Here is an 18,796-nt window from a genome sequence, read left to right on the forward strand (position 1 = left end):
CGCAGGGCGGTACGGCTGCTACGGGCGCAGGGCGCGCAGCAGCAGATCGGCCAGGTGGTCGGCGACCTGCTGGGGTGTGAGGGGGCCGTCGGGGCGGTACCACGTCGACAGGTGGTGGACCGAGCCGAAGTGGTAGTCGACCACCAGGTCCGCCGGGGTCACCGCGGAGAAGACGCCGGACTTCTGGCCCTCCTCCACGAGCGCGCGGAAGCGTTCGTGGTAGCGGCGCCGCTCGGAGCGGACCTGCTTGTTCTTCTCGGGGCTGAGGTGGTGCATGGAGCGCCAGAAGATCATCGCGTCGTCGAGGTTGTCGATGGTGGTCACCACGACGTCCGCGGCTGCGGCCCGCAGCCGCTTCTCGACCGGCTCGTCGGCGCCGGCCACGGCGTCCAGCCGCTCCTGCTGGATGCGCAGCACGCGCGCGTACACCTCGTGGAGCAGGTCGTCCTTGGAGCCGAAGTAGTGGTACAGCGCTCCCTTGGTGACGCCGGCCGCCTCGACGATCTCCTGCACCGAGGTGCGGTCGTAGCCCTGCTCGGCGAAGAGCCGGGTGGCGGCGGCCAGGAGCCGCTGAGGCACGGGCGTGCCGTCCGAGTCCGTGGTCCTGGGCACTGCCGCCACCTGCCTTTCCGTTCTGCTGTCAGTTGCCTTGCGTACGGGAACGCAGTTCCCGCCGGAGGATCTTCCCACTGGCCGTCTTCGGCAAGTCCGGCAGGATCTCCACCTGGCGCGGATATTTGTAGGCGGCCAGTCTCTCCTTGCAGTAGGCGGCGAGTGCATCCGGGTCGGTGTCGGCGTCCGGACGCAGGCTGATGTAGGCCTTGACGGTCTCCCCGCGATACCCGTCGGGCACCCCGACGACGGCGGCCTCGCGCACCGCCGGGTGCGTGTAGAGGACGTCCTCGACCTCGCGCGGCCACACCTTGAAGCCGGACGCGTTGATCATGTCCTTCTTGCGGTCGACGACGTACAGCCAGCCCTGCGCGTCCATGAACCCGATGTCGCCGGTGCGCAGTTCGCCACCGGGGAAGGTCTCGGCGGTGGCATCGGGGCGGCGCCAGTAGCCGGGCACGACCTGCGGTCCGCTGACGACGATCTCGCCCTGCTCGCCGAAGGGCACCTCCGCACCGGCCTCGTCGACGATCCGCACGACCGTGTCGGGTCCGGGCAGTCCCACGGCGAGGGTGCCGGAGACCGGGTCGACCGGCGCCTCCAGGCCGGGCGGCACCGAGGCGCAGGGCGCGGTGCACTCGGTCAGCCCGTAGCCGTTGCGAATGTACGGCCCGAATCCGGCCCGGAACTTCTCCACGAGCGCGGGCGGCAGGGGGGCGCCGCCGGAGGAGATCACCCGGAAGGAGGAGAAGTGGTCGCGTGAGACGGAGGGGTGGGCGGCCAGTGCCATGAAGGCCGTGGACGGCCCCACCGTGTAGTGCGGACGGTGCTCGGCGAACGCGTCCAGCACCACGCCCGGCTCGAAGCGGTACGCCAGCACCAGCGTGCCCCCGCTGGTCAGGCAGGCGCCGAACTGGCACACCATGCCGGTGATGTGGAACAGCGGTGCCAACGCGAAGTAGACGGGCCGCTGCGGCAGTCCCAGGCCGGTGCGCTGCCGCTCGGCGTTGTACATGATGTTGCCGTGCGTGTTGGTGGCGCCCTTGGGCGTGCCGCTCGTGCCCGAGGTGTAGCTGATCAGCGCGATGTCCGAGGGCCCGGGATCACGGTCCTCGGGTGCCTTGTGGCCGGCCCGCGCCACGGTCACCAGGTCGTCGGCGTCCGGGGCCTGCGGCAGGCGCTCGAAGGTCAGCACGCGCGTGTCGCCGCGGCTCTGCAGGTCCAGCTCGCACCCGGTGAGCACGATCCGCACGGGCGAGTCGGCGGCCGTCTCGCGCAGATACGACTCCCAGGCCCGGTCCGAGCAGATCAGCGCGGCGACCTCGCCGTCCCGCAGGACGTGCGCCACCTCGCCCGACTTGTACATCGGGTTGACCGGCACGACGACCGCGCCCGCCTTCCACGCGCCCAGCAGGGCGAGCACGAAGTGCGGGGAGTTCTGCAGCAGTACCGCGACCCGGTCGCCGCGCCGCAGACCGCGCTCCGCGAGGTGCCCGGCGACGGAGTCGCTGAGCTCGTCGACCTGCCGGTAGGTCAGCCGGCCGTCGAAGTAGGCCAGGAAGTCGCTCTCGGGTGTTTCGGCCACGACCCGGCGCAAGGCGTGGACGAGGGAGTCCGCGGGGCTGATCGCGCCCTTCTGGGCGTCGTCGAGCAGGGCGAGCCAGGGCTTGGCGGCGTAACGGGAGTCGGTCACCGGGCCTCCTCCCACTGCTGCTGGATGCGGTTCATGCCGGACAGCCACCGGTCGGGGTCGCCGGCCCGGGCCTGATGGTAGGCGGCGACCTCGGGGTGCGGCAGGATCAGGAACCTGTCCTCCTCGATGCCCTTCAGCAGGGCGTCCGCCACGGCCTCCGGCTCGATCGCCGTCGGGTGGAGCACGAGGTCGCCCGCGCTGCCGGTGGCGGCGAGCATGTCGGTGCGCACGCCCTGGGGGCAGATGGCGTGGACCTTCACCCCCCGGTGCCGGTACGTCAGCGACAGCCACTCGGCGAAGGCGAGCGCACCGTGCTTGGTGACGGCGTAGGGGGCGGCCCCGATCATGGTGAGCAGCCCGGCGGCGGACACGGTGGAGACGAACCGGCCGCTGCCGCGCTCCAGCCAGCCGGGCAGCAGTTCCTGCGCGGCCCGCACATGAGCCATGACGTTCACGTCCCAGGACAGGGCCCACCCCTTCTCGTCCAGTGGCTGCCCGGGCTCGATGCCGTCGGCGGCGACACCGGCGTTGGCGCAGTAGACGTCGACGGTGCCGCCGAGTGCGTCCCGGGCGTCCTCGACGATCGCGGAGGCGTCACCGGGCACGGCGATGCCCCCGACCTCGTCCGCGACCCGCTCGGCCCGCCCGGCGTCCAGGTCGTTGACGACGACCCGGGCTCCCTCGGAGGCGAACCGCCGGGCCAGCGCTGCCCCGATCCCGCCGCCGCCCCCCGTGACAACGACTCCGGCGTCTTGAAAGGCTCCCACCATCGGTCTCCTCAGTCGCGGCTCTGCAATGCGGCCAGACTAACCGGTCGGTATGTACCAGGGAAGGGGCACCGACAACGCCCCCGAAAGGGAGCCGGGAACGCCCCTGAAAGGGACGCGGGGCTGCACCGGTCGTGCGGCTCCGACGCGGGGCGCGACAAGCCACCCCCGCCCCGCAGCCTCCCCACGACCCGCGGGAGCGCATACCGTGCCCATGCCGACCGTCCCCGCTCAAGGAGGTCACCGCATGCGCCCTTCCAGACGAGCCGTCATCACCACCGCCACGGCGGCAGCCGTGTCAGCGACATCGACCGCGTCCGCCGCCCAGCGCCGCAGGCACCCGCGCACCGGCTTCGAACGCCTCGCCCACGACGGCTACACCCTGCTCGACGGCCAGAAGATCGGCATCGTCACCAACCCCACCGGCATCACCCGCGACGCCCGGCACATCGTCGACGTCATGCACGCCGACGACCGCGTCGAGCTGACCGCCGTCTTCGGCCCGGAGCACGGCTTCCGCGGCACCGCCCAGGCCGGCGGCTCCGAGGGCCGCTACGACGACCCCGCGACCGGCCTGCCCGTCTACGACACGTACCTCAAGAGCGGCCGGCCCCTCGCGGACGTCTTCACCGCCTCCGGCGTCGACACGGTCGTCTTCGACATCCAGGACGTCGGCGCCCGCTTCTACACGTACATCTGGACGCTCTACGACTGCATGGAGGCCGCCCAGCTCGCCGGCAAGCGGTTCGTCGTGCTGGACCGGCCGAACCCGGTGACCGGCCGGGCGGCCCTCGGCCCGGTCCTGCACAAGGAGTTCGCCACGTTCGTCGGGCGGCAGCCCATCGCCCAGGCCCACGGGATGACCGTCGCCGAACTGGCGCGGCTGTTCAACGGCGAGTTCCTGACCGGCCCCGTGCCGCTCGAGACGGTGACGATGTCGGGCTGGCAGCGCTCGGAGTTCTACGACGCCTCCGGGCTGCCCTGGGTGCCGCCCAGCCCGAACATGCCGACCCCCGAGACGGCCCTGGTGTACTCGGGAACGTGCCTGTTCGAGGGCACGAACCTGTCCGAGGGGCGTGGCACGACCCGGCCGTTCGAGCTGCTGGGCGCGGAGGGCGTCGACCGGCGCTGGGCGGCAGCGGCGAACGAACTCGCCCTGCCCGGCGTGCGGTTCAGGGAGGCGTACTTCGCGCCCACCTTCTCGAAGTTCCAGGGGAAGACGATCGGCGGTGTGCAGGTCCACGTGCACGACCGGGCCGCCTTCGATCCGGTCCGCACGGGGATCGCCCTGCTCGTCACCGCCAAGCGGGTCTGGAGCGGTTTCGCCTGGCGCCCGGACAACTGGATCGACAAGCTCACCGGCTCCGCGCGGGTGCGGACGATGATCGACGCGGGTGCGGACACCGAGGAGGTGGTGGCCGGGTGGCAGGAGGACCTGGCGGCGTTCCGCAGGACGCGGCGGAAGTACCTTCTGTACCGCTGAGCCGCCGCCCGTGGTGCAGGGCCCGGCTCCCCCGCGGCAGGACGATGCGCGCGAGGAACCACGGGAAGTCTCCATGCTCGCGCTGCACTTGTCCGGGACGGCACCTCAAGGACGCGCACCCGAGCACGGTCCGGGTGTGCTGTCCCGGTGTTCCGCCTGGGCCGCCCAGGCGGCGGGGGCGAGGCCGGTGTGGTGGCGGAAGAAGCGGCCGAAGTCGGCGGGGCCGGGGAAGTTCAGGTGGTCGGCGACGGCGCGGGCGGTCCAGCCGGCGGGGCCCAGCAGGCGGCGGGCTTCGAGGAGGCGGCGTTCGTCGATCACCTGGCGGGCGCCGTCATGGCCGGCGTCCTGGGCGGCGCGGGTGAGGGTGCGGACCGAGCAGTCGAGCAGCCGGGCGTAGTCGTCCGCGTGGTGCAGTTCGCGGAAGTGGAGCTCCAGGGCGTCGAGGAACCGCTGCCGGCGCGGCGCGGTGGGTGGTGGGCGAGGGGGCGGCCGGGGCGCCCGGGCTGTGGGCGAGGCGCAGCAGGAGGGCTTGGAGGAGGTTGCGGCGCAGCGCGTGGTGGAGGTCGAGGGGGCGTCGTCCCAGGGCGCGGTGTTCGTCGAGGAGTTGGTGGGCGGTGCGCTCGGCCCAGGGGGCGTCGTCCGGATGCGGGGTGAGGACGGCGGGCGCGTGGTGCGCGGTGGCGGGGGCGAGCAGGCGGGCGGTCCCGGCCTCCAGGACGTCCGGTTCGAAGAGGATGAAGGGTCCGGTGGCGGTGGAGGGCGGGTGCCAGCACTGGGTGTGTCCCGGGCGCACCCAGAGCCATTGGCCGGGGTTGACGGTTCGGGTGGTGTGGTCGACGTCGTGTTGCAGCACCCCGGACGTCACGAGGATCAGGTAGTGGAAGGTGGCCCGGCCCGGGCGGGGCGGGTTCCACGGCCAGTCGTCGTGGTCGGCGTGGAAGTCCTCGATCGTGGTGACCTCCAGGCTGTACGGGGTACCGGCCGGCGGCTGGAAGCCGTAGAGCGGGGTGAGTGCGCCCGGGGCGGGGCCGGTGGTCCCGCCCGCGCCGGGCTGTCCGCTGGTGCCCATCATGTGTCCGCAGTTTAGGACCGTCGACGGGCGGGCCGGGGAGAGAGTGGTTCCCGAGTCCGCACGGGCGGGCCGCCGGTGCCGGCCGGTACCGGGAGTTCACACCCGCCTGCGGACACGACCGTCCGCGGCGTCCGCGAAGGGACACACATGAGCGTCGACACCGCAGCGATCAGCAAGACCGTTCCGGAGCTGGAGAAGGCCTTCAACGAGCGGTGGAGCGCCGGTGACAACACCGGCTACCTCGACAACTACGCCGAGGAGATCAGCTACTTCGACCCGGTCCTGAAGGACGTGATCGTGGGGCGCGACAAGGTGATCGCCCACATCGATTCGCTCTACTCGAACCCGCGCATCGTGCGCAGCGAGTACCTGAACCCCGTCGTGCACGTCAGCGACGGCGGCGACTTCGCGGTCCTGGCCTACCACCTCGACACGTACGTGCTCGACGGCGACGGCGACGAGCGGCAGCTGCGGGCCTGGAACGCCACGGAGGCCTACCGGCTGGTCGACGGCGAGTGGCGGATCGTGCACTCCAACTGGGCGTTCAGCCAGACGGCGACCGAGGCGATCGCGTCCTGACCGGGGGCGGGGCCCCGTCGCAGGAGAAGGGAGACTGATGTCGTGGACGGCACAGAGGTGCAGCGGCTGGCCGCCGAGTGCGCCGAGGGTTTGCCCGGCGCCGTGCTGGAGCACCCTTTCGGCCCTCAGTGGGATGTGCACAAGGTGCGCGGCAAGGTGTTCATGCTGGTCACCGAGGTGACCGGGGAGCCGATGGTGATCCTCAAGTCCGCGCCGGACGAGGCGGTGGCGCTGCGTGAGCAGTATGCGGAGATCACCCCCGGCTACCACATGAACAAGAAGCACTGGATCACTCTGCACGGCGGCGCCCTGGACCACGGCCTCGTCGAGGAGTTGGTCACCGACTCCTACCGGCTGGTGGTCGCGGGCCTGCCGAGGGCGCAGCGGCCGGTGGACCCGGCGTCGTACGCTCGGCGCGCCGGGGACGGGCGGTGACCCTCACCGGGGACCGGCCGGAGCGGGCGGCGTGCGACATCCGGCACGCGGCGCCGGCCCTGCTGGTCCTGGCGGCGGGCCGCGTTCGCCGATCCGCCGCCGGGACGGTGCCTCACCGGTGTGAGGTGAACTCCACGACCTGCTGGTAGGTCGGCCGGTTCTGCCAGCTGATCCTGCCGTGCTTGATGCCGCCGAGGGTGCGGTGGTTGATGGAGTCGGCGCACCACTGGTCGCCGGCCGAGCACACGTCGTCGCCGGGGTAGACCTGAGCCGCGGTCTTGCCCGCCGCCTCCTTCAGGGTGCCGAGGAGGGTGTCGCGGCAGGCGCCGAGGCTGCCGTCGCCGCAGTACTTCCTGGCGAGCGGCCCCTTCACCTGCTCGCCGAGCACCGCGCGGACGTCCTTGTCGACGTAGCTCCACCAGCCGTACTGGAAGGAGCTCCCCGCGTGTGAGCCGGTCGGGCCGTGCGCCGCCGACGGGGACTCGTCGACGGGGAGGTTGGCCGTGACGGCTTCGTACAGCTCGCTGCCGAGGCCCGGTTCGAACTCGGCCTTGACCAGGAGCGGCCACCAGGCATCCAGGATGCGGATCGCGTCGGCGTCTGCGTACTTCTTGGAGCCGGCCGCGGTCTCGGTGCGCTTGCCACCTGCGGCGACCCAGGCCTGGAGTTTGCTCACGGCGGCCGCGGCGGCCGGATCGGTCACGGGTGAGGCGGTGACGACCTTGAGGAGCCCGGGCAGGACGTCCTCGGCCCGGAGGTCCGCCAGCCCGGCGTCGGCCATGGCCTTCACCAGGGCGGCGCGGGTCACTCCGCCCTGCTGGACCAGCTTCTTCACCCGGTCCTCCAGGAGGTTGCCGCGGTGCACCGAGCCGTTGCCCCAGGGCGCGGTCGTGTAGTCCCGGGCCTGCTTGTTGTTCCAGGAGACGTAGTAGTCCTGGTCGATGGAGTTCGGGTGGGCGGAGGGCGGGGTGTAGTCGGCCGTGTTGGTAGCCGGGTCCCAGCCGCGCCACTCGTAGGCCGGCCGGGCCCATGCCGGGAACTCGGAGTCGACGCCGGCCGCGCGCACCGGGTTGTCGCCGCTGTTGTAGTACGCGGTGTGCTCGGAGTCGGCGTAGAACCAGTTGAAGGTGTAGTTGATGTGCTGGACGGCCTTCTGGAAGGAGTCCGGGCCCTTGACGTAGTCCGGGTCGTTCAGCATCTGGAAGCCGATGATGGAGTCGGCCTCGTGCAGGAAGGACGAGCGCAGCGTGGTGTAGGCGACCTTCTTGCCGCCGACCGTCGCGCGGTACTCGACGGGGCCGTACTTCGTGCGCCAGACCCGCATGGTGTACGAGCCGGCCGCGGTGCCGTCGGCGGTCGTGGGCTTCCAGGCGTTCTTCTGCTCGATCTTCTCCATCGGCGTGCAGGTGCCGCGGTACAGGTAGTGGTAGTCGTCCTGGCACAGCTCGACCGCGTAGGAGTCGATGATGTCCTGGCCGGAGGTCGTGGCGCTCCAGGCGTAGTCCTGGCCGCGGCCGAGCTCGACGTACATGCTCAGGCCGGCGAAGGAGGCGCCGCGGGCGCTGATGCCCGGGCCCTGGATCTCCTGGAGCAGGAGCAGCTGGGGGGCGAAGTAGCCGGTCTGCGGGCCGAACACGGCGACGGGGTGGCCACTGGCCGTGTGCTTGCCGCTGACCACGAGGGCGTTGGACATGCCGCGCCTGGCGGACGACGTGGCGGTTTTCGCGGCCTGACCGGACGCACCGGTGGCACCGGCCGTGGTGGCGCTGCCGGTGCGGTCGTACACGAGCGGCTCCGGCTGCACCGAACCGGCGTCGGGCAGGGCGGTGCCCTGCGGGTCGGCCGGCTTGGTGCCGTAGGGGAAGCTGCCGTCGTGCTGGGTGAGGACGGCCTCCGGGTCGTTGCGCATCCGGAAGGAATCCCAGACCTTGGTGCCCTCGGTGACGCCGTACTTCTCCTGGGCGGCCATGAGCGAGAGGGCGTTGTTCACCTCGCCGCCTCCGCCCGAGCCGAACAGCGCGCCGATGACGGAGGCCAGCGCGACCAGGTCGGTGACTTTGAAGTGCTCGATCGTCCCGGCGTTGGTGACTGAGTCCTTGTGCCCGGTGAGTACGTACTCACCGGGGAAGTAGCGCCCGCTGTCGGAGGCGTCGATGTAGGAGTTGATGCCGTCGAGGTAGGCCTTGACGTCCGCGAGGGCCTGCTGTCCGCGTTCGCCGCTGGTGGCGACGGCGTTGTCGATCTGCGCCTGCAGATCGGCCTCGCTGTACGGGGCGTGCCGCCAGAACTGCTGCTCGAGGCCCTGGTTGGAGGGCGCACCGCCCGCGAAGGAGGTCAGCTGACCGCGACCGACGTGCCGGAAGACGTCCATCAGCCACAGCCGGTCCTGCGCCGCCGCGTATCCGGCACCGAACTCCGTGCCGTATCGGGTGGTCCCCGTGATGTGCGGCACACCGGTCTTCTTGTCCCTGACGATCGTCACGTCACTGCGTCCGGCGGGTTTGACGCTGGAGGCGACCTGGTCGGCGGGTACTCCGAAGGAGGCGTCGTTGAAGAAGGTGTTGATCTTGTCGTTGGTGAGGGCGGGGTAGCCCTTGGCGAGGTTGGCATAGGGCCCGAGCTGGTCCTCGGCGTGCTCGGGCTGGGTGCCGAAGGCCTGGTTGAGGAGGATCTGGGCGAGGGTGGCGTTGCCGTTCTGGCCGGGCGGGAGGATGTCCGAACACTGGTTCCCGCAGTGGTCGTTCGCCACGGCGGTGGCCTGCGCGGTCACTGTTTCCGATGCGGCAGCCGGGGCAAGCGGCGACAAGAGACCTGCGATCAGGGTGCATACGGATGCTGTCTTCAGGAACCCGGGGATTCCGCTGGGAGTTCTCATTCTGTCGAGAACGGTGCGTGGGGCACGCCGTGGCATGGGGGGCTCCTCCCGACGGGGGTGGGCGGGATGTTACCGCCGGTATCCCCCGGCTTGAAGATGAACAAGCGTCACTTTTTGAATTCGGCACAACAGACACACGGACCACGGCAGTCGACCGGCGAGCCTCTTGGGGCCGCTTATGGAGGCCATTTGAAATCGGATGGAGCCGATTCGCTTGTCGATACGTCTATTCGGCGACGTCCGTACGACGACGCCGAAGTGACCGGATTACAGGTGCAGGTGTGACGGAGGTGCAGGACGATGGCCGGTTTCCGGAGTCTGGCGAGACAGGTCCGCGATCCGCGGTGCGATCTGGCCCTGCGGCGCTATTCGCTGCGTAAGTGCCTGGAGAGGTTCGCCCCTTACGGGCACAGGGCGACCTGGGACCATCTCTGCTCCCGGGCGGGGTTCGGTCCGGAGGACCGCTCCCCCGATCCGGTGCGGCTCGTGGCCGCACTGGAGGAGCTGGAGGAGGCGCGGGCGGTCTGGCTGGCCTACGAGGTCGAGTTCGCCGAGCGCCGCAAGAAGGAGAAGCACGACGGACTGCGCAGGCCGGGCAGTGTGGACGACTGGCACCGGCTGACCTGGGGCGGTTTCGGCGTGGCCTGGTGCGACGACCCGGCGGTCCACCCCCGTGAACCGCTGGCCGAGGTGCTGCGCCGGCTGATCGCCGCGCTGGAGCGCGAACCGGGCTCGGCGTGCCCGGTCTGCGGCGGCGAGCAGCTCTACTGGAGGTACGACCTGGACCACGAACCCTCGTCCGGTCCGGTCTGCGCGGACTGCGGAATCCTGGTGCCGCGTCCCGTGCTCACGCCCGAGGCCCTGGCCTACGCCAGGCGGACCAGGTTGTTGGTGTCGGCTTGACGGATGCGGGTGCGCGGGGGGTGCGCCGGGGATGCCGCACCCCCACTGTCGGTGGTGAATGACACCATCGACGGCATGATGCAGGGATGTCTGAACGGTTCGCGGACGGCCGCCGACGGTGTGGCCGTGCCGCTGACACCCGAGTCGATGGCCGACTCGGCGGCCGGTGCCGTGGCCGCCGGGGCGACGGACCTCCATGTCCATCCCAAGACGCCCTGCGGACAGGACACGTTGTCGCCGCGGGTGCTCGCGACGACGCTGTCGGCGATCCGGGCGCGCGTGGCGGTGCCGGTGGGTGTGACGACGGGTGCGTGGGCGGAGCCCGACCCTGCCGCCCGGCTGGAGCGGATACGCGGCTGGACGGTGCTGCCCGACCACGCCTCGGTCAACTGGCACGAGCCGGGGGCGGAGGAGACGGCTGCGCTGCTCATGGAGCTCGGCGTGGGCGTGGAGGCCGGTATCTGGTCGGGCACGGACGGGGCGGAGCGGTTCGCGGCCTCGCCCCTCGGGCCGAAGGTGCTGAGGGTCCTGGCGGAGGTGACGGACCCGGACCCGGTGAGCGCGACCGCTTCGGCACGGGGGCTGCTGTCCGACCTGGGGTCCGCGTACGGCCGTCCTGTGCTGCTGCACGGACAGGACGGGGGCGCGTGGCCGGTGCTGCGGCTCGCGGGGCGGCTGGGGTTGGATACCAGGGTCGGGCTGGAGGATGTGCTGCTGCGGCCCGACGGGGTGCGGGCGCAATCCAATGCGGAGTTGGTCGCGGTAGGGCTGGTGGAGTACGGACGGCCGTGAGGTGACCGGCTTCGACGAGTCACGCGTGCCCTGAGGCGGTCACCTACGCCCTCAGCCCTGACCTCGACGGCCCCGTTCCACCAACAGGCGGGAGCCCACGAGTCGTTCGCCGAACGTGTCGTCGGGGTTGGACAGGACGCAGGAGTCGAGGGAGAGGCAGCCGCAGCCGATGCAGTCGGCGAGGTGATCCCTCAGGCGGTTCAGCTGCTTGATGCGTTCTTCCAGTTCGGCGCGCCAGGCTTCGGAGAGGTGCGCCCAGTCCTCCCGGGTGGGCGTGCGCTCCTCGGGGAGTTCTGCGAGCGCCTCGCGAATCGTCGCCAGCGGGATGCCGACCCGCTGCGCGGCCCTGATGAACGCGACCCGGCGCAGCGTGTCACGGGAGTAGCGGCGCTGGTTGCCCGAGGTCCGGCGGCTGCTGATCAGGCCCTTGGACTCGTAGAAGTGCAGGGCGGAGACGGCGGCGCCGCTGCGCGCCGCGAGCTGGCCGACCGTGAGCTCGTGGATCTTCTCTGGAATCCGGTGCACCCCGCGAACCCTACCGAGTCCGTTGACACAGCCACCGCGGCCGACCATGCTAAGCAGTCGCTTAGAGATGAGCGCGCAGACTCCCCGCACACGAGAGGCCTGGACGACATGGCAGAGCCGAGGATCTTCACGTCCGTCGACGACCTGAAGTCGGCGGTGGGCGAACAACTGGGGTACACCGACTGGCTCGACGTCGACCAGAAGCGGATCGACCTCTTCGCGGAGGCCACCGGTGACCACCAGTGGATCCACGTCGACGCGGAGAAGGCCGCCGCGGGCCCGTTCGGCACCACCATCGCGCACGGCTACCTGACCCTGTCCCTGCTGCCCCTCTTCGGGCCGCAGCTGATCGCCGTCGAGGGCGTGAAGATGGGCGTCAACTACGGCACCAACAAGGTGCGTTTCCCCGCTCCGGTCCCCGTGGGCTCCCGGCTGCGCGCCACCGCGACGATCAGCGGCGTCGACGAGGTGCCCGGCGGCGTCCAGGTGGCCGTCGCCTTCAGCGTGGAGCGCGAGGGCGGCGACAAGCCGGTCTGCGTCGCCGAGTCCGTGGCCCGCTACTACTTCTGAGACCGGGGCCCGTTCCGAGGCCAGGGCCGCTCCGGGACCGGGGCCGGCCCCGAGGCCCGGCCCGGCACCCCTCAGGCCGTCCGGCCCCGGGCTCCCACCATCCGCAGCACGAGGTCGGCGTACAGCTCGCCGACCTCCTCCGGCGTCCGGGGCCCGCCGACGTTGAACCACCGCGCCACGTCGATGCAGAGGGACAACACGGCCAGCGTCGTGCCGTGCACGTCGATGACGTCGAACTCGCCCGACCGCACGCCCTCCTCGATGATCCCGCGCACCTCACCGTCGACCTCGCGGCGCAGCGCGAGGATCTCGGCTCGGGCGTCGGGACCCAGCGATTCGAGTTCGTACTGCACGACGCGGGCGGTGGTGCGGCCGCCCGCGTGCCAGCGCACGAAGGAACTGACCGCGTCGGCGAGCCGCTCGGTGGGGGTGCCCTCCCGCCGGGACGCCACCTGCAGGATCTCCAGGGCCTTCTCGTGCCCGATCCTGCTGATGCGGTGCAGCAGTTCTTCCTTGGTCTTGTAGTGGATGTAGAGCGCGGCCGGGCTCATCCCGGCGCGGCCCGCGATGTCGCGGGTCGTCGTGGCGTGGTAGCCACGCTCGGCGAAGGCCTCCACCGCGGCGACCAGCAGCCGCCGCGCCGCGTCGGGCGTGACCTCGCCCCACGCCTGCGCCTCGCCGCCGGCCGTCTCCTCCGCCGTACTCATCGCTCGCCCCTCTCCTCTGGCAGGAGCAACACCATACCGCCGAAGGTGAGCGAGCGCTTAGTGTGGCCGCTCAGCGCTTTTCGAAGGGGGTGTACGACGGAGCCGCCCCCTCCTGCCGGTCCCGGATCACCTTGGCCAGGGTGAAGGCGGACGTGACCAGGTACAGGACGGCGATGGCGAGGAAGGCCCGCACCCAGGCGTCGGCGCTCAACTGGTAGATGCCGATGGCCGTGGCCGCCATGGCGACGGCGAAGGAGGCGACGGCCTGGCCGTAGAAGGCGGCCGTGTTCTGCTGCTTGCCCGGTGTGTCACTCATGGGGGAAAGCATCGGCGGACGTGGCCCGCGCCACATCCGCCGAGGTACTCAGACACGTACTCAGAACGCCGACACGCCCGTCAGCGCCCGCCCGATGACCAGCTTCTGGATCTGGCTCGTGCCCTCGTAGAGGGTCATCACCCGGGCGTCCCGCAGCAGCTTGCCCACCGGGTACTCGTCGATGTAGCCGTAGCCGCCGAACACCTGGAGCGCGTTGTTCGCGGCGCGGACGGCCGCCTCCGAGGCGAACAGCTTGGCCTTGGACGACTCCACGGCGAACGGCCGCCCCCGGTCGATCAGGTCGGCGACCCGCCAGGTCAGCAGCCGGGCGGCGTCGACGTCCAGGGCGATGTCGCTGAGCAGTTCCTGGACGAGCTGGTGGTGGGCGATGGTCCTGCCGAACTGCTCCCGCTCCCCTGCGTACCGCACGGCCGCGTCGAGAGCGGCCTGGGCGATGCCGACGCAACCCGCGGCGACGGACATCCGGCCCTTGGCGAGAGCCGACATGGCGATCGAGAAGCCCTTGCCCTCCTCCCCGAGCAGGGCGGAGGCCGGTACGCGCACGCCCTCCAGGACGAGTTCGGCGGTGGCCTGGCCGCGCAGGCCGAGCTTGCCGTGGATGGTGCGGCGGGTCAGGCCGGGCGTGTCAGTGGGGACGAGGAAGGCGGAGACGCCCTTGTGACCGGGGGCGTCCGTGGAGCGGGCGAAGAGCAGGACGACGTCGGCCCAGGTGCCGTTGGTGATGAACATCTTGGTGCCGTCGAGGACGTAGTCGTCGCCGTCCCGCACCGCCCGGGTCGCCAGGTTGCCCGCGTCCGAACCGGTGCCCGGTTCGGTGAGGCCGAAGCAGCCGACCGCGGCGCCGGACGTCAGCCCGGGCAGCCACCGTCGCTTCTGCTCCTCGTTCCCGAAGGCGGCGACGGTCTTGGCGACGAGTCCGAGGGAGACGGAGACGATGCCGCGCACGGACGAGTCGCCCCGGCCCAGCTCCTCCGTGACCAGGCAGTACGCCAGGTGGTCGCCGCCGGATCCGCCGTACTCCTCGTCGATCGTCAGACCCAGGAAGCCGACCTCGCCGAGCTTCTTGACGATGCCCCGGTCCACCTCCTCGGCGCGGTCCCAGGCGACGACGTGCGGGGTGATCTCGCGCTCCACGAAGTCCCGCGCGAGCTGCCGGACCGAGCCCTGCTCCTCGCTGAGCTCCAGATTCACCACAGGCCACCCCATTGAAAGTCGTAAGTGTAGATTTAAATTAGCACTGCTAGTTTCCTGGTGCAGCCCTACTATGTGCGGCATGGCCCGACCGCGCAAGCCCTTGCTCAGCACCGACCGGATCGTCGAGACGGCCCGCGCGCTCGTGGACGCGGAGGGGCTGGCCGCCGTCTCCACGCGGCGGCTCGCCGCCGAACTGGGGGTCAGCGGGCCCTCGCTGTACAACCACTTCCGCACCAAGGACGAGATCCTCGAGGCGGTCGCCGACTCGGTGAGCGGCCAGGTGGACCTGTCGATGTTCCAGGACGGCCGGGACTGGCGGACCGCGCTGCACGACTGGGCCGTCTCCTACCGGGCCGCGCTGCGCGACCACCCCAACATCGTCCCGGTGCTGGCCCGCGGCCCCGGCCGCCGCCCGGCGGGACTGCGCCTCGCGGACGCCGTCTACGGCGCGATGGTCGCCGCGGGCTGGCCGCCGGCGCAGGCCACGTCCATCGGCGCACTGATGCGGTACTTCGTGATGGGCTCCGCGCTCGGCTCGTTCGCCGCGGGCTTCGTCGACGACGCGAGCGCGTACGACCCCGCCGACTACCCCCACCTCCAGCAGGCGCACCTCCTCGCCGAGAAGCAGGAGAAGATCGACGAGAGGGCCTTCGAGACCGGGCTGACGGCCCTGCTGGACGGCCTGGCGCGGCAGTACGAGCAGGTGCGGCGCACGGCGTAGCGACGCTTCGGCACCGGCCGAACCGTCCGTGTTCCATGCTGGACGGCATGACGACGAGGGATCCGCGGGCGACGGCCCTGGCACGGCTCGCCGCGCTGTTCGCGGACGAGACCCGGGCCGCGTGCCTGCTGGCGCTGCTCGACGGACGGGCCTGGACCGCGAGCGAGCTGGCGCGGCACGCGGGAGTCGCCGCGTCGACGCTGAGCGAGCACCTGAGCCGGCTCGTCGGGGGCGGACTGCTCGCCGAGGAGCGGCAGGGCCGGCACCGGTACGTCCGGCTGGCCGACGCGCGGGTCGCGCAGCTGCTGGAGGACCTGGCCGCGCAGGTCGCGCCCGGCGCGACCGTACGGCCGCGCTCCCTGCGGGAGTCGAGCGCCGGCTCGGCGATGGCCCGGGGCCGCACCTGCTACGACCATCTCGCAGGGCGGCTCGGCATCGTGGTCACCGACGCGCTGACGGCACGCGGGCTGCTGGCGCAGGAGACGGGGTTCGCGCTCACCGACGCGGGGCTGGCGTGGTTCGCGTCGGCCGGGATCGGCCTCGAACGCCGGAGCCGGCGGCCGTTGGCCCGGGGATGTCTGGACTGGACCGAGCGCCGCCCCCATCTGGCGGGCGTGGCGGGCGCCGCGCTGTGCCGGCACGCTCTGGACGCGGGGTGGTGCGTGCGCATCGGCTCCGAGCGGGCCGTGAAGGTGACGACGGCCGGCGAACGGGCCCTCTTCGACCTGCTGGGCGTGACGGCGACGGCCCTGCGCTGAGCACCCGGAGCCGGCCCGAACCCGCCCCCGGCCGGCCATCCCCTGACCGCCCGGTCCGGAACCTCCGCGACACCCCGCCGGACAGTCCTCACCGCCCGAACGGGAACCACCACGACACCCCGCCGGACAACCCTCACCGCCCGAACCGGAACCACCACGACACCCCACCGGACAACCCACACCACCCGGTCCGAAAACCGCGGGCGTTCGGCCTGCCCCTCCCCCTAGCCTCGGAGGCATGATGAACAGCTCCCCCCTCCCTTCCGCCCGCCGCGCGGAGCTGCTCGCCGCCGGTGCGGCCGCGGTGACCGTCGTGCTGTGGGCCTCCGCCTTCGTCTCGATCCGCAGCGCGGGTGACGCGTATTCACCCGGAGCGCTGGCGCTCGGACGGCTGCTGGCCGGGGCTCTGACGCTGGGGGTGATCTGCCTGCTGCGGCGGGAGGGGCTGCCGCCGCGTTCGGCCTGGCGCGGGATCGCGATATCGGGCGTGCTGTGGTTCGGCTGCTACATGGTCGTCCTGAACTGGGGCGAGCAGCAGGTCGACGCGGGCACGGCCGCCCTGGTCGTGAACACCGGGCCGATCCTCATCGCGCTGCTCGGTGCCCGGCTGCTCGGCGACCCGATGCCGCCGCGGCTGCTGGCGGGGATGGCCGTGTCGTTCGCCGGTGCCGTGACGGTGGGCCTGTCGATGTCGGGCGAGGGCGGTTCCTCGGTGCTCGGGGTGGTGCTGTGCCTGCTGGCGGCGATCACGTACGCCGCCGGTGTCGTGGCCCAGAAGCCGGCGCTGGGCACCGCGAGCCCGCTGCAGGTGACGACGTTCGGGTGCCTGGTCGGCGCGGTGCTGTGCCTGCCGTTCGCCGGGCAGCTCGTGCACGAGGCCGCCGCGGCGCCCGCCACCGCGACGCTCAACATGGTGTATCTGGGCGTCTTCCCGACCGCCCTCGCCTTCACGACCTGGGCGTATGCCCTGTCCCGGACGACCGCGAGCCGGATGGGCGCGACGACGTACGCGGCGCCCGCCCTGGTCGTGCTGATGTCCTGGCTGTTCCTCGGCGAGGTGCCTGGGCTGCTCACGCTGGTGGGCGGTGTGCTGTGCCTGGCGGGCGTGGCGGTGTCCCGGTCCCGGTCGCGCGCGGCGGCCCGGACAGTGACCCCGGTGGCGGTGCCGGAGCCACTGCCCGAGGAGGTCGGGGACTCAGCCCGCTGACTCGGCCTGCGTCTCCGGCTGGGCCTTCGTCTCGCGCAGGGCATTCGTCTCCGGCTGGGCCTTCGGCTCCGGCGCGGCCTGTGCGCTTTCGGCCGCGCCCGCCCGGGCCGCGAGGATCCTGATCGACACCAGGGCGATGACCGAGAGCAGCACGATGTAGCCGGACACGGCCATCGAGGTGCCGGTCGCCTCCAGCAGCAGCACCATCATGAAGGGCGCGAGCCCGCCGCCCGCCACGGCCGCGATCTGGTAGCCGAGGGAGGCGCCGGTGTAGCGCATCTCCGGCGTGAACAGCTCGGCGAACAGGGCGGCCTGGGGGCCGTACATGATGCTCAGGAAGCAGCTCGCGACGAACGTGCCGACCGCGAGCCACAGCAGCGAGCCGGTGTCGATCAGCAGGAACAGCGGCACGGCCCACAGGGCGATGCCGGCCGCTCCGAAGGCGTAGATCCGGATGCGGCCCACGCGGTCGGACAGCGCCGCGGCGGCCGGGATCAGCACCAGCTGGGTGAGGCTGACACACAGCGAGACCATGAGCACCGGGCCCTTCTTCATGTCCAGTTCCCGGGTCGTGTAGTCAAGGACCCCCGTGATGAGGATGTAGAAGGTGGCGGTGTTCACCGCGAAGGAACCGCCGGCCAGGAACACCGTGCCCAGGTGGCCGCGCAGGATGGTGCGCAGCGGTGAGTTCTGCTCGGCCCTCTCCTTCTCGGCGAGCGCCCGTTCGGCCTCCCGGAACGCCGGGGTCTCCTCGACGCGGGTGTGGATGTACCAGGCGAGGGCGAGCACCAGCAGGCCGACCAGGAACGGCACCCGCCAGCCCCAGGCGGCGAACGCCGAGTCGCTGGTGAGCGCGCCGGCCAGCAGGAAGACGGTGTTGGCGGTGACGACGCCGATGGGGACGCCCAGCTGGACGACACTGCCGTAGACACCACGCTTGCCCTCCGGGGCGTACTCGGTGGCCAGGAGCATCGCGCCGCCCCACTGGGCGCCGACGGCGACACCCTGCGCGACCCGGAGCAGGACGAGCAGGATCGGGGCGGCCACGCCGATCGTGTCGTACGTCGGCAGCAGGCCGATGGCCGTGGTGGACACGCCCATCAGCGTGAGGGCGAGGACCAGCATCGGCTTGCGGCCGCGCTTGTCGCCGAGGTGGCCGGCGACGATGCCGCCGATGGGCCGGGCGAGGAAGCCGACGGCGAAGGTCGCGAACGAGGCGAGAACGCCTGCCGTGGCGCTGCCGGCGGGGAAGTAGAGGTCGCCGAGCACCAGGGCGGCGGCGATGCCGAAGACGAAGTAGTCGTACCACTCGACGGCCGAGGCGAGCGCCGCCGCGGTGGCCACCCGGCGTCGGTTGCCGACGGCGGGCGTGGTGGTGACGGGCTGAGCGGAAGGTGCCGTGTCCATGCGGTGCACGCTCCGGTGGGTGCGGGGACGGAACGGGGGGTGGCTCGAGTTCCGGGGAACGTACTGACCGGACGGTATGGACGTCAACGGGTCGTGCACCAGGAGTTTTGCCTGTACTTGGCATGAACCGGGGGCCAGGACATGCCGAAGGCCCCGGCC

At 71.6% G+C, this 18,796-nt stretch carries 18 protein-coding genes and 1 pseudogene; 9 read left to right on the plus strand and 10 right to left on the minus strand.

Annotation, left to right across the window (positions count from 1 at the left end; genetic code table 11):
* Window positions 1–18: 18 nt before the first annotated feature.
* From AB0B29_RS18810 to AB0B29_RS18820, 3 genes are read right to left on the minus strand one after another with little or no spacing between them, the layout of a single operon-like run.
* Window positions 19–612, minus strand: a complete 594-nt coding sequence (locus AB0B29_RS18810) for a TetR/AcrR family transcriptional regulator (RefSeq protein ID WP_362240733.1) — start codon at window positions 610–612, stop codon at window positions 19–21.
* Between the two features lie 28 nt (window positions 613–640).
* Window positions 641–2,305, minus strand: coding sequence for a class I adenylate-forming enzyme family protein (locus tag AB0B29_RS18815; protein WP_362240736.1), 1,665 nt, complete (start codon window positions 2,303–2,305; stop codon window positions 641–643).
* On the minus strand, window positions 2,302–3,075 hold the full coding sequence (locus AB0B29_RS18820; protein WP_362240739.1) for an SDR family oxidoreductase: 774 nt from the start codon (window positions 3,073–3,075) through the stop codon (window positions 2,302–2,304). The genes AB0B29_RS18815 and AB0B29_RS18820 overlap by 4 nt, the downstream gene beginning before the upstream one ends.
* Window positions 3,076–3,319: 244 nt before the next feature.
* Here AB0B29_RS18820 and AB0B29_RS18825 point away from each other — a divergent pair, with 244 nt between their 5' ends.
* Window positions 3,320–4,555, plus strand: coding sequence for an exo-beta-N-acetylmuramidase NamZ family protein (locus AB0B29_RS18825; RefSeq protein WP_362240741.1), 1,236 nt, complete (start codon window positions 3,320–3,322; stop codon window positions 4,553–4,555).
* A gap of 105 nt (window positions 4,556–4,660) precedes the next feature.
* Here the strand turns inward: AB0B29_RS18825 and AB0B29_RS18830 are convergent.
* Window positions 4,661–5,627: pseudogene (locus AB0B29_RS18830) on the minus strand (helix-turn-helix domain-containing protein).
* A gap of 147 nt (window positions 5,628–5,774) precedes the next feature.
* On the opposite strand from AB0B29_RS18830, the gene AB0B29_RS18835 reads away from it, so the two are divergent.
* Both AB0B29_RS18835 and AB0B29_RS18840 read left to right on the plus strand, forming a co-directional pair.
* Window positions 5,775–6,206 (plus strand): YybH family protein, encoded by a 432-nt coding sequence (locus tag AB0B29_RS18835; RefSeq protein WP_362240744.1) that lies wholly within the window; start codon window positions 5,775–5,777, stop codon window positions 6,204–6,206.
* Between the two features lie 42 nt (window positions 6,207–6,248).
* Window positions 6,249–6,641: an MmcQ/YjbR family DNA-binding protein gene (locus tag AB0B29_RS18840; protein WP_362240747.1), complete on the plus strand. Its 393-nt coding sequence runs from the start codon at window positions 6,249–6,251 to the stop codon at window positions 6,639–6,641.
* Window positions 6,642–6,753: 112 nt separating this feature from the next.
* On the opposite strand, the gene AB0B29_RS18845 is transcribed toward AB0B29_RS18840, so the two are convergent.
* Window positions 6,754–9,552, minus strand: a complete 2,799-nt coding sequence (locus AB0B29_RS18845; protein ID WP_362240750.1) for a penicillin acylase family protein — start codon at window positions 9,550–9,552, stop codon at window positions 6,754–6,756.
* Window positions 9,553–9,816: 264 nt separating this feature from the next.
* Here AB0B29_RS18845 and AB0B29_RS18850 point away from each other — a divergent pair, with 264 nt between their 5' ends.
* Window positions 9,817–10,419 carry a hypothetical protein gene (locus AB0B29_RS18850; protein WP_362240753.1) on the plus strand — a complete coding sequence of 201 codons (603 nt, stop codon included), beginning with the start codon at window positions 9,817–9,819 and terminating at the stop codon, window positions 10,417–10,419.
* Window positions 10,420–10,494: 75 nt separating this feature from the next.
* Window positions 10,495–11,211, plus strand: a complete 717-nt coding sequence (locus AB0B29_RS18855) for a 3-keto-5-aminohexanoate cleavage protein (protein WP_362241027.1) — start codon at window positions 10,495–10,497, stop codon at window positions 11,209–11,211.
* A 51-nt stretch (window positions 11,212–11,262) separates the two neighbouring features.
* On the opposite strand, the gene soxR is transcribed toward AB0B29_RS18855, so the two are convergent.
* Window positions 11,263–11,736 carry a redox-sensitive transcriptional activator SoxR gene (gene soxR, locus AB0B29_RS18860; protein ID WP_362240756.1) on the minus strand — a complete coding sequence of 158 codons (474 nt, stop codon included), beginning with the start codon at window positions 11,734–11,736 and terminating at the stop codon, window positions 11,263–11,265.
* Window positions 11,737–11,844: 108 nt separating this feature from the next.
* On the opposite strand from soxR, the gene AB0B29_RS18865 reads away from it, so the two are divergent.
* Window positions 11,845–12,306, plus strand: a complete 462-nt coding sequence (locus AB0B29_RS18865) for a MaoC family dehydratase (RefSeq protein ID WP_362240758.1) — start codon at window positions 11,845–11,847, stop codon at window positions 12,304–12,306.
* A 71-nt stretch (window positions 12,307–12,377) separates the two neighbouring features.
* On the opposite strand, the gene AB0B29_RS18870 is transcribed toward AB0B29_RS18865, so the two are convergent.
* From AB0B29_RS18870 to AB0B29_RS18880, 3 genes are all read right to left on the minus strand, one after another.
* The gene (locus AB0B29_RS18870; RefSeq protein ID WP_362240761.1) at window positions 12,378–13,013 is read right to left on the minus strand and encodes a TetR/AcrR family transcriptional regulator; all 636 of its coding nucleotides are present in this window, start codon (window positions 13,011–13,013) and stop codon (window positions 12,378–12,380) included.
* Between the two features lie 70 nt (window positions 13,014–13,083).
* The gene (locus AB0B29_RS18875; RefSeq protein ID WP_362240764.1) at window positions 13,084–13,329 is read right to left on the minus strand and encodes a YiaA/YiaB family inner membrane protein; all 246 of its coding nucleotides are present in this window, start codon (window positions 13,327–13,329) and stop codon (window positions 13,084–13,086) included.
* A 60-nt stretch (window positions 13,330–13,389) separates the two neighbouring features.
* Window positions 13,390–14,541 carry an acyl-CoA dehydrogenase family protein gene (locus AB0B29_RS18880; RefSeq protein ID WP_362240767.1) on the minus strand — a complete coding sequence of 384 codons (1,152 nt, stop codon included), beginning with the start codon at window positions 14,539–14,541 and terminating at the stop codon, window positions 13,390–13,392.
* Between the two features lie 82 nt (window positions 14,542–14,623).
* Here AB0B29_RS18880 and AB0B29_RS18885 point away from each other — a divergent pair, with 82 nt between their 5' ends.
* From AB0B29_RS18885 to AB0B29_RS18895, 3 genes are all read left to right on the plus strand, one after another.
* On the plus strand, window positions 14,624–15,265 hold the full coding sequence (locus AB0B29_RS18885) for a TetR/AcrR family transcriptional regulator (RefSeq protein WP_362240770.1): 642 nt from the start codon (window positions 14,624–14,626) through the stop codon (window positions 15,263–15,265).
* A gap of 35 nt (window positions 15,266–15,300) precedes the next feature.
* Complete coding sequence (locus AB0B29_RS18890; RefSeq protein ID WP_436845857.1) at window positions 15,301–16,023, plus strand: ArsR/SmtB family transcription factor; 723 nt, start codon at window positions 15,301–15,303, stop codon at window positions 16,021–16,023.
* Between the two features lie 238 nt (window positions 16,024–16,261).
* A complete protein-coding gene (locus AB0B29_RS18895) occupies window positions 16,262–17,230 on the plus strand; it encodes a DMT family transporter (RefSeq protein ID WP_436845858.1) in 969 nt (322 codons plus the stop codon).
* Here AB0B29_RS18895 and AB0B29_RS18900 read toward each other — a convergent pair.
* Window positions 17,219–18,637 carry an MFS transporter gene (locus AB0B29_RS18900; RefSeq protein ID WP_362240776.1) on the minus strand — a complete coding sequence of 473 codons (1,419 nt, stop codon included), beginning with the start codon at window positions 18,635–18,637 and terminating at the stop codon, window positions 17,219–17,221. The two genes, AB0B29_RS18895 and AB0B29_RS18900, sit on opposite strands and share 12 nt — an antisense overlap.
* Between the last annotated feature and the right edge of the window lie 159 nt (window positions 18,638–18,796).

Origin of the sequence: Streptomyces tibetensis (genome assembly GCF_040647715.1) — a bacterium.
Classification (GTDB): domain Bacteria; phylum Actinomycetota; class Actinomycetes; order Streptomycetales; family Streptomycetaceae; genus Streptomyces; species Streptomyces tibetensis_A.

Excerpts from the sequence above, each read along its gene's own strand:
- AB0B29_RS18850 (WP_362240753.1), top strand. The coding sequence starts at position 9,817 with ATGGCCGGTTTCCGGAGTCTGGCGAGACAGGTCCGCGATCCGCGGTGC.
- AB0B29_RS18820 (WP_362240739.1), bottom strand. The coding sequence starts at position 3,075 with ATGGTGGGAGCCTTTCAAGACGCCGGAGTCGTTGTCACGGGGGGCGGC.
- AB0B29_RS18825 (WP_362240741.1), top strand. The coding sequence starts at position 3,320 with ATGCGCCCTTCCAGACGAGCCGTCATCACCACCGCCACGGCGGCAGCC.
- AB0B29_RS18855 (WP_362241027.1), top strand. The coding sequence starts at position 10,495 with ATGATGCAGGGATGTCTGAACGGTTCGCGGACGGCCGCCGACGGTGTG.
- AB0B29_RS18895 (WP_436845858.1), top strand. The coding sequence starts at position 16,262 with ATGATGAACAGCTCCCCCCTCCCTTCCGCCCGCCGCGCGGAGCTGCTC.
- AB0B29_RS18875 (WP_362240764.1), bottom strand. The coding sequence starts at position 13,329 with ATGAGTGACACACCGGGCAAGCAGCAGAACACGGCCGCCTTCTACGGC.
- AB0B29_RS18900 (WP_362240776.1), bottom strand. The coding sequence starts at position 18,637 with ATGGACACGGCACCTTCCGCTCAGCCCGTCACCACCACGCCCGCCGTC.
- AB0B29_RS18835 (WP_362240744.1), top strand. The coding sequence starts at position 5,775 with ATGAGCGTCGACACCGCAGCGATCAGCAAGACCGTTCCGGAGCTGGAG.
- AB0B29_RS18885 (WP_362240770.1), top strand. The coding sequence starts at position 14,624 with ATGGCCCGACCGCGCAAGCCCTTGCTCAGCACCGACCGGATCGTCGAG.
- AB0B29_RS18865 (WP_362240758.1), top strand. The coding sequence starts at position 11,845 with ATGGCAGAGCCGAGGATCTTCACGTCCGTCGACGACCTGAAGTCGGCG.
- AB0B29_RS18890 (WP_436845857.1), top strand. The coding sequence starts at position 15,301 with ATGCTGGACGGCATGACGACGAGGGATCCGCGGGCGACGGCCCTGGCA.
- AB0B29_RS18845 (WP_362240750.1), bottom strand. The coding sequence starts at position 9,552 with ATGCCACGGCGTGCCCCACGCACCGTTCTCGACAGAATGAGAACTCCC.
- AB0B29_RS18870 (WP_362240761.1), bottom strand. The coding sequence starts at position 13,013 with ATGAGTACGGCGGAGGAGACGGCCGGCGGCGAGGCGCAGGCGTGGGGC.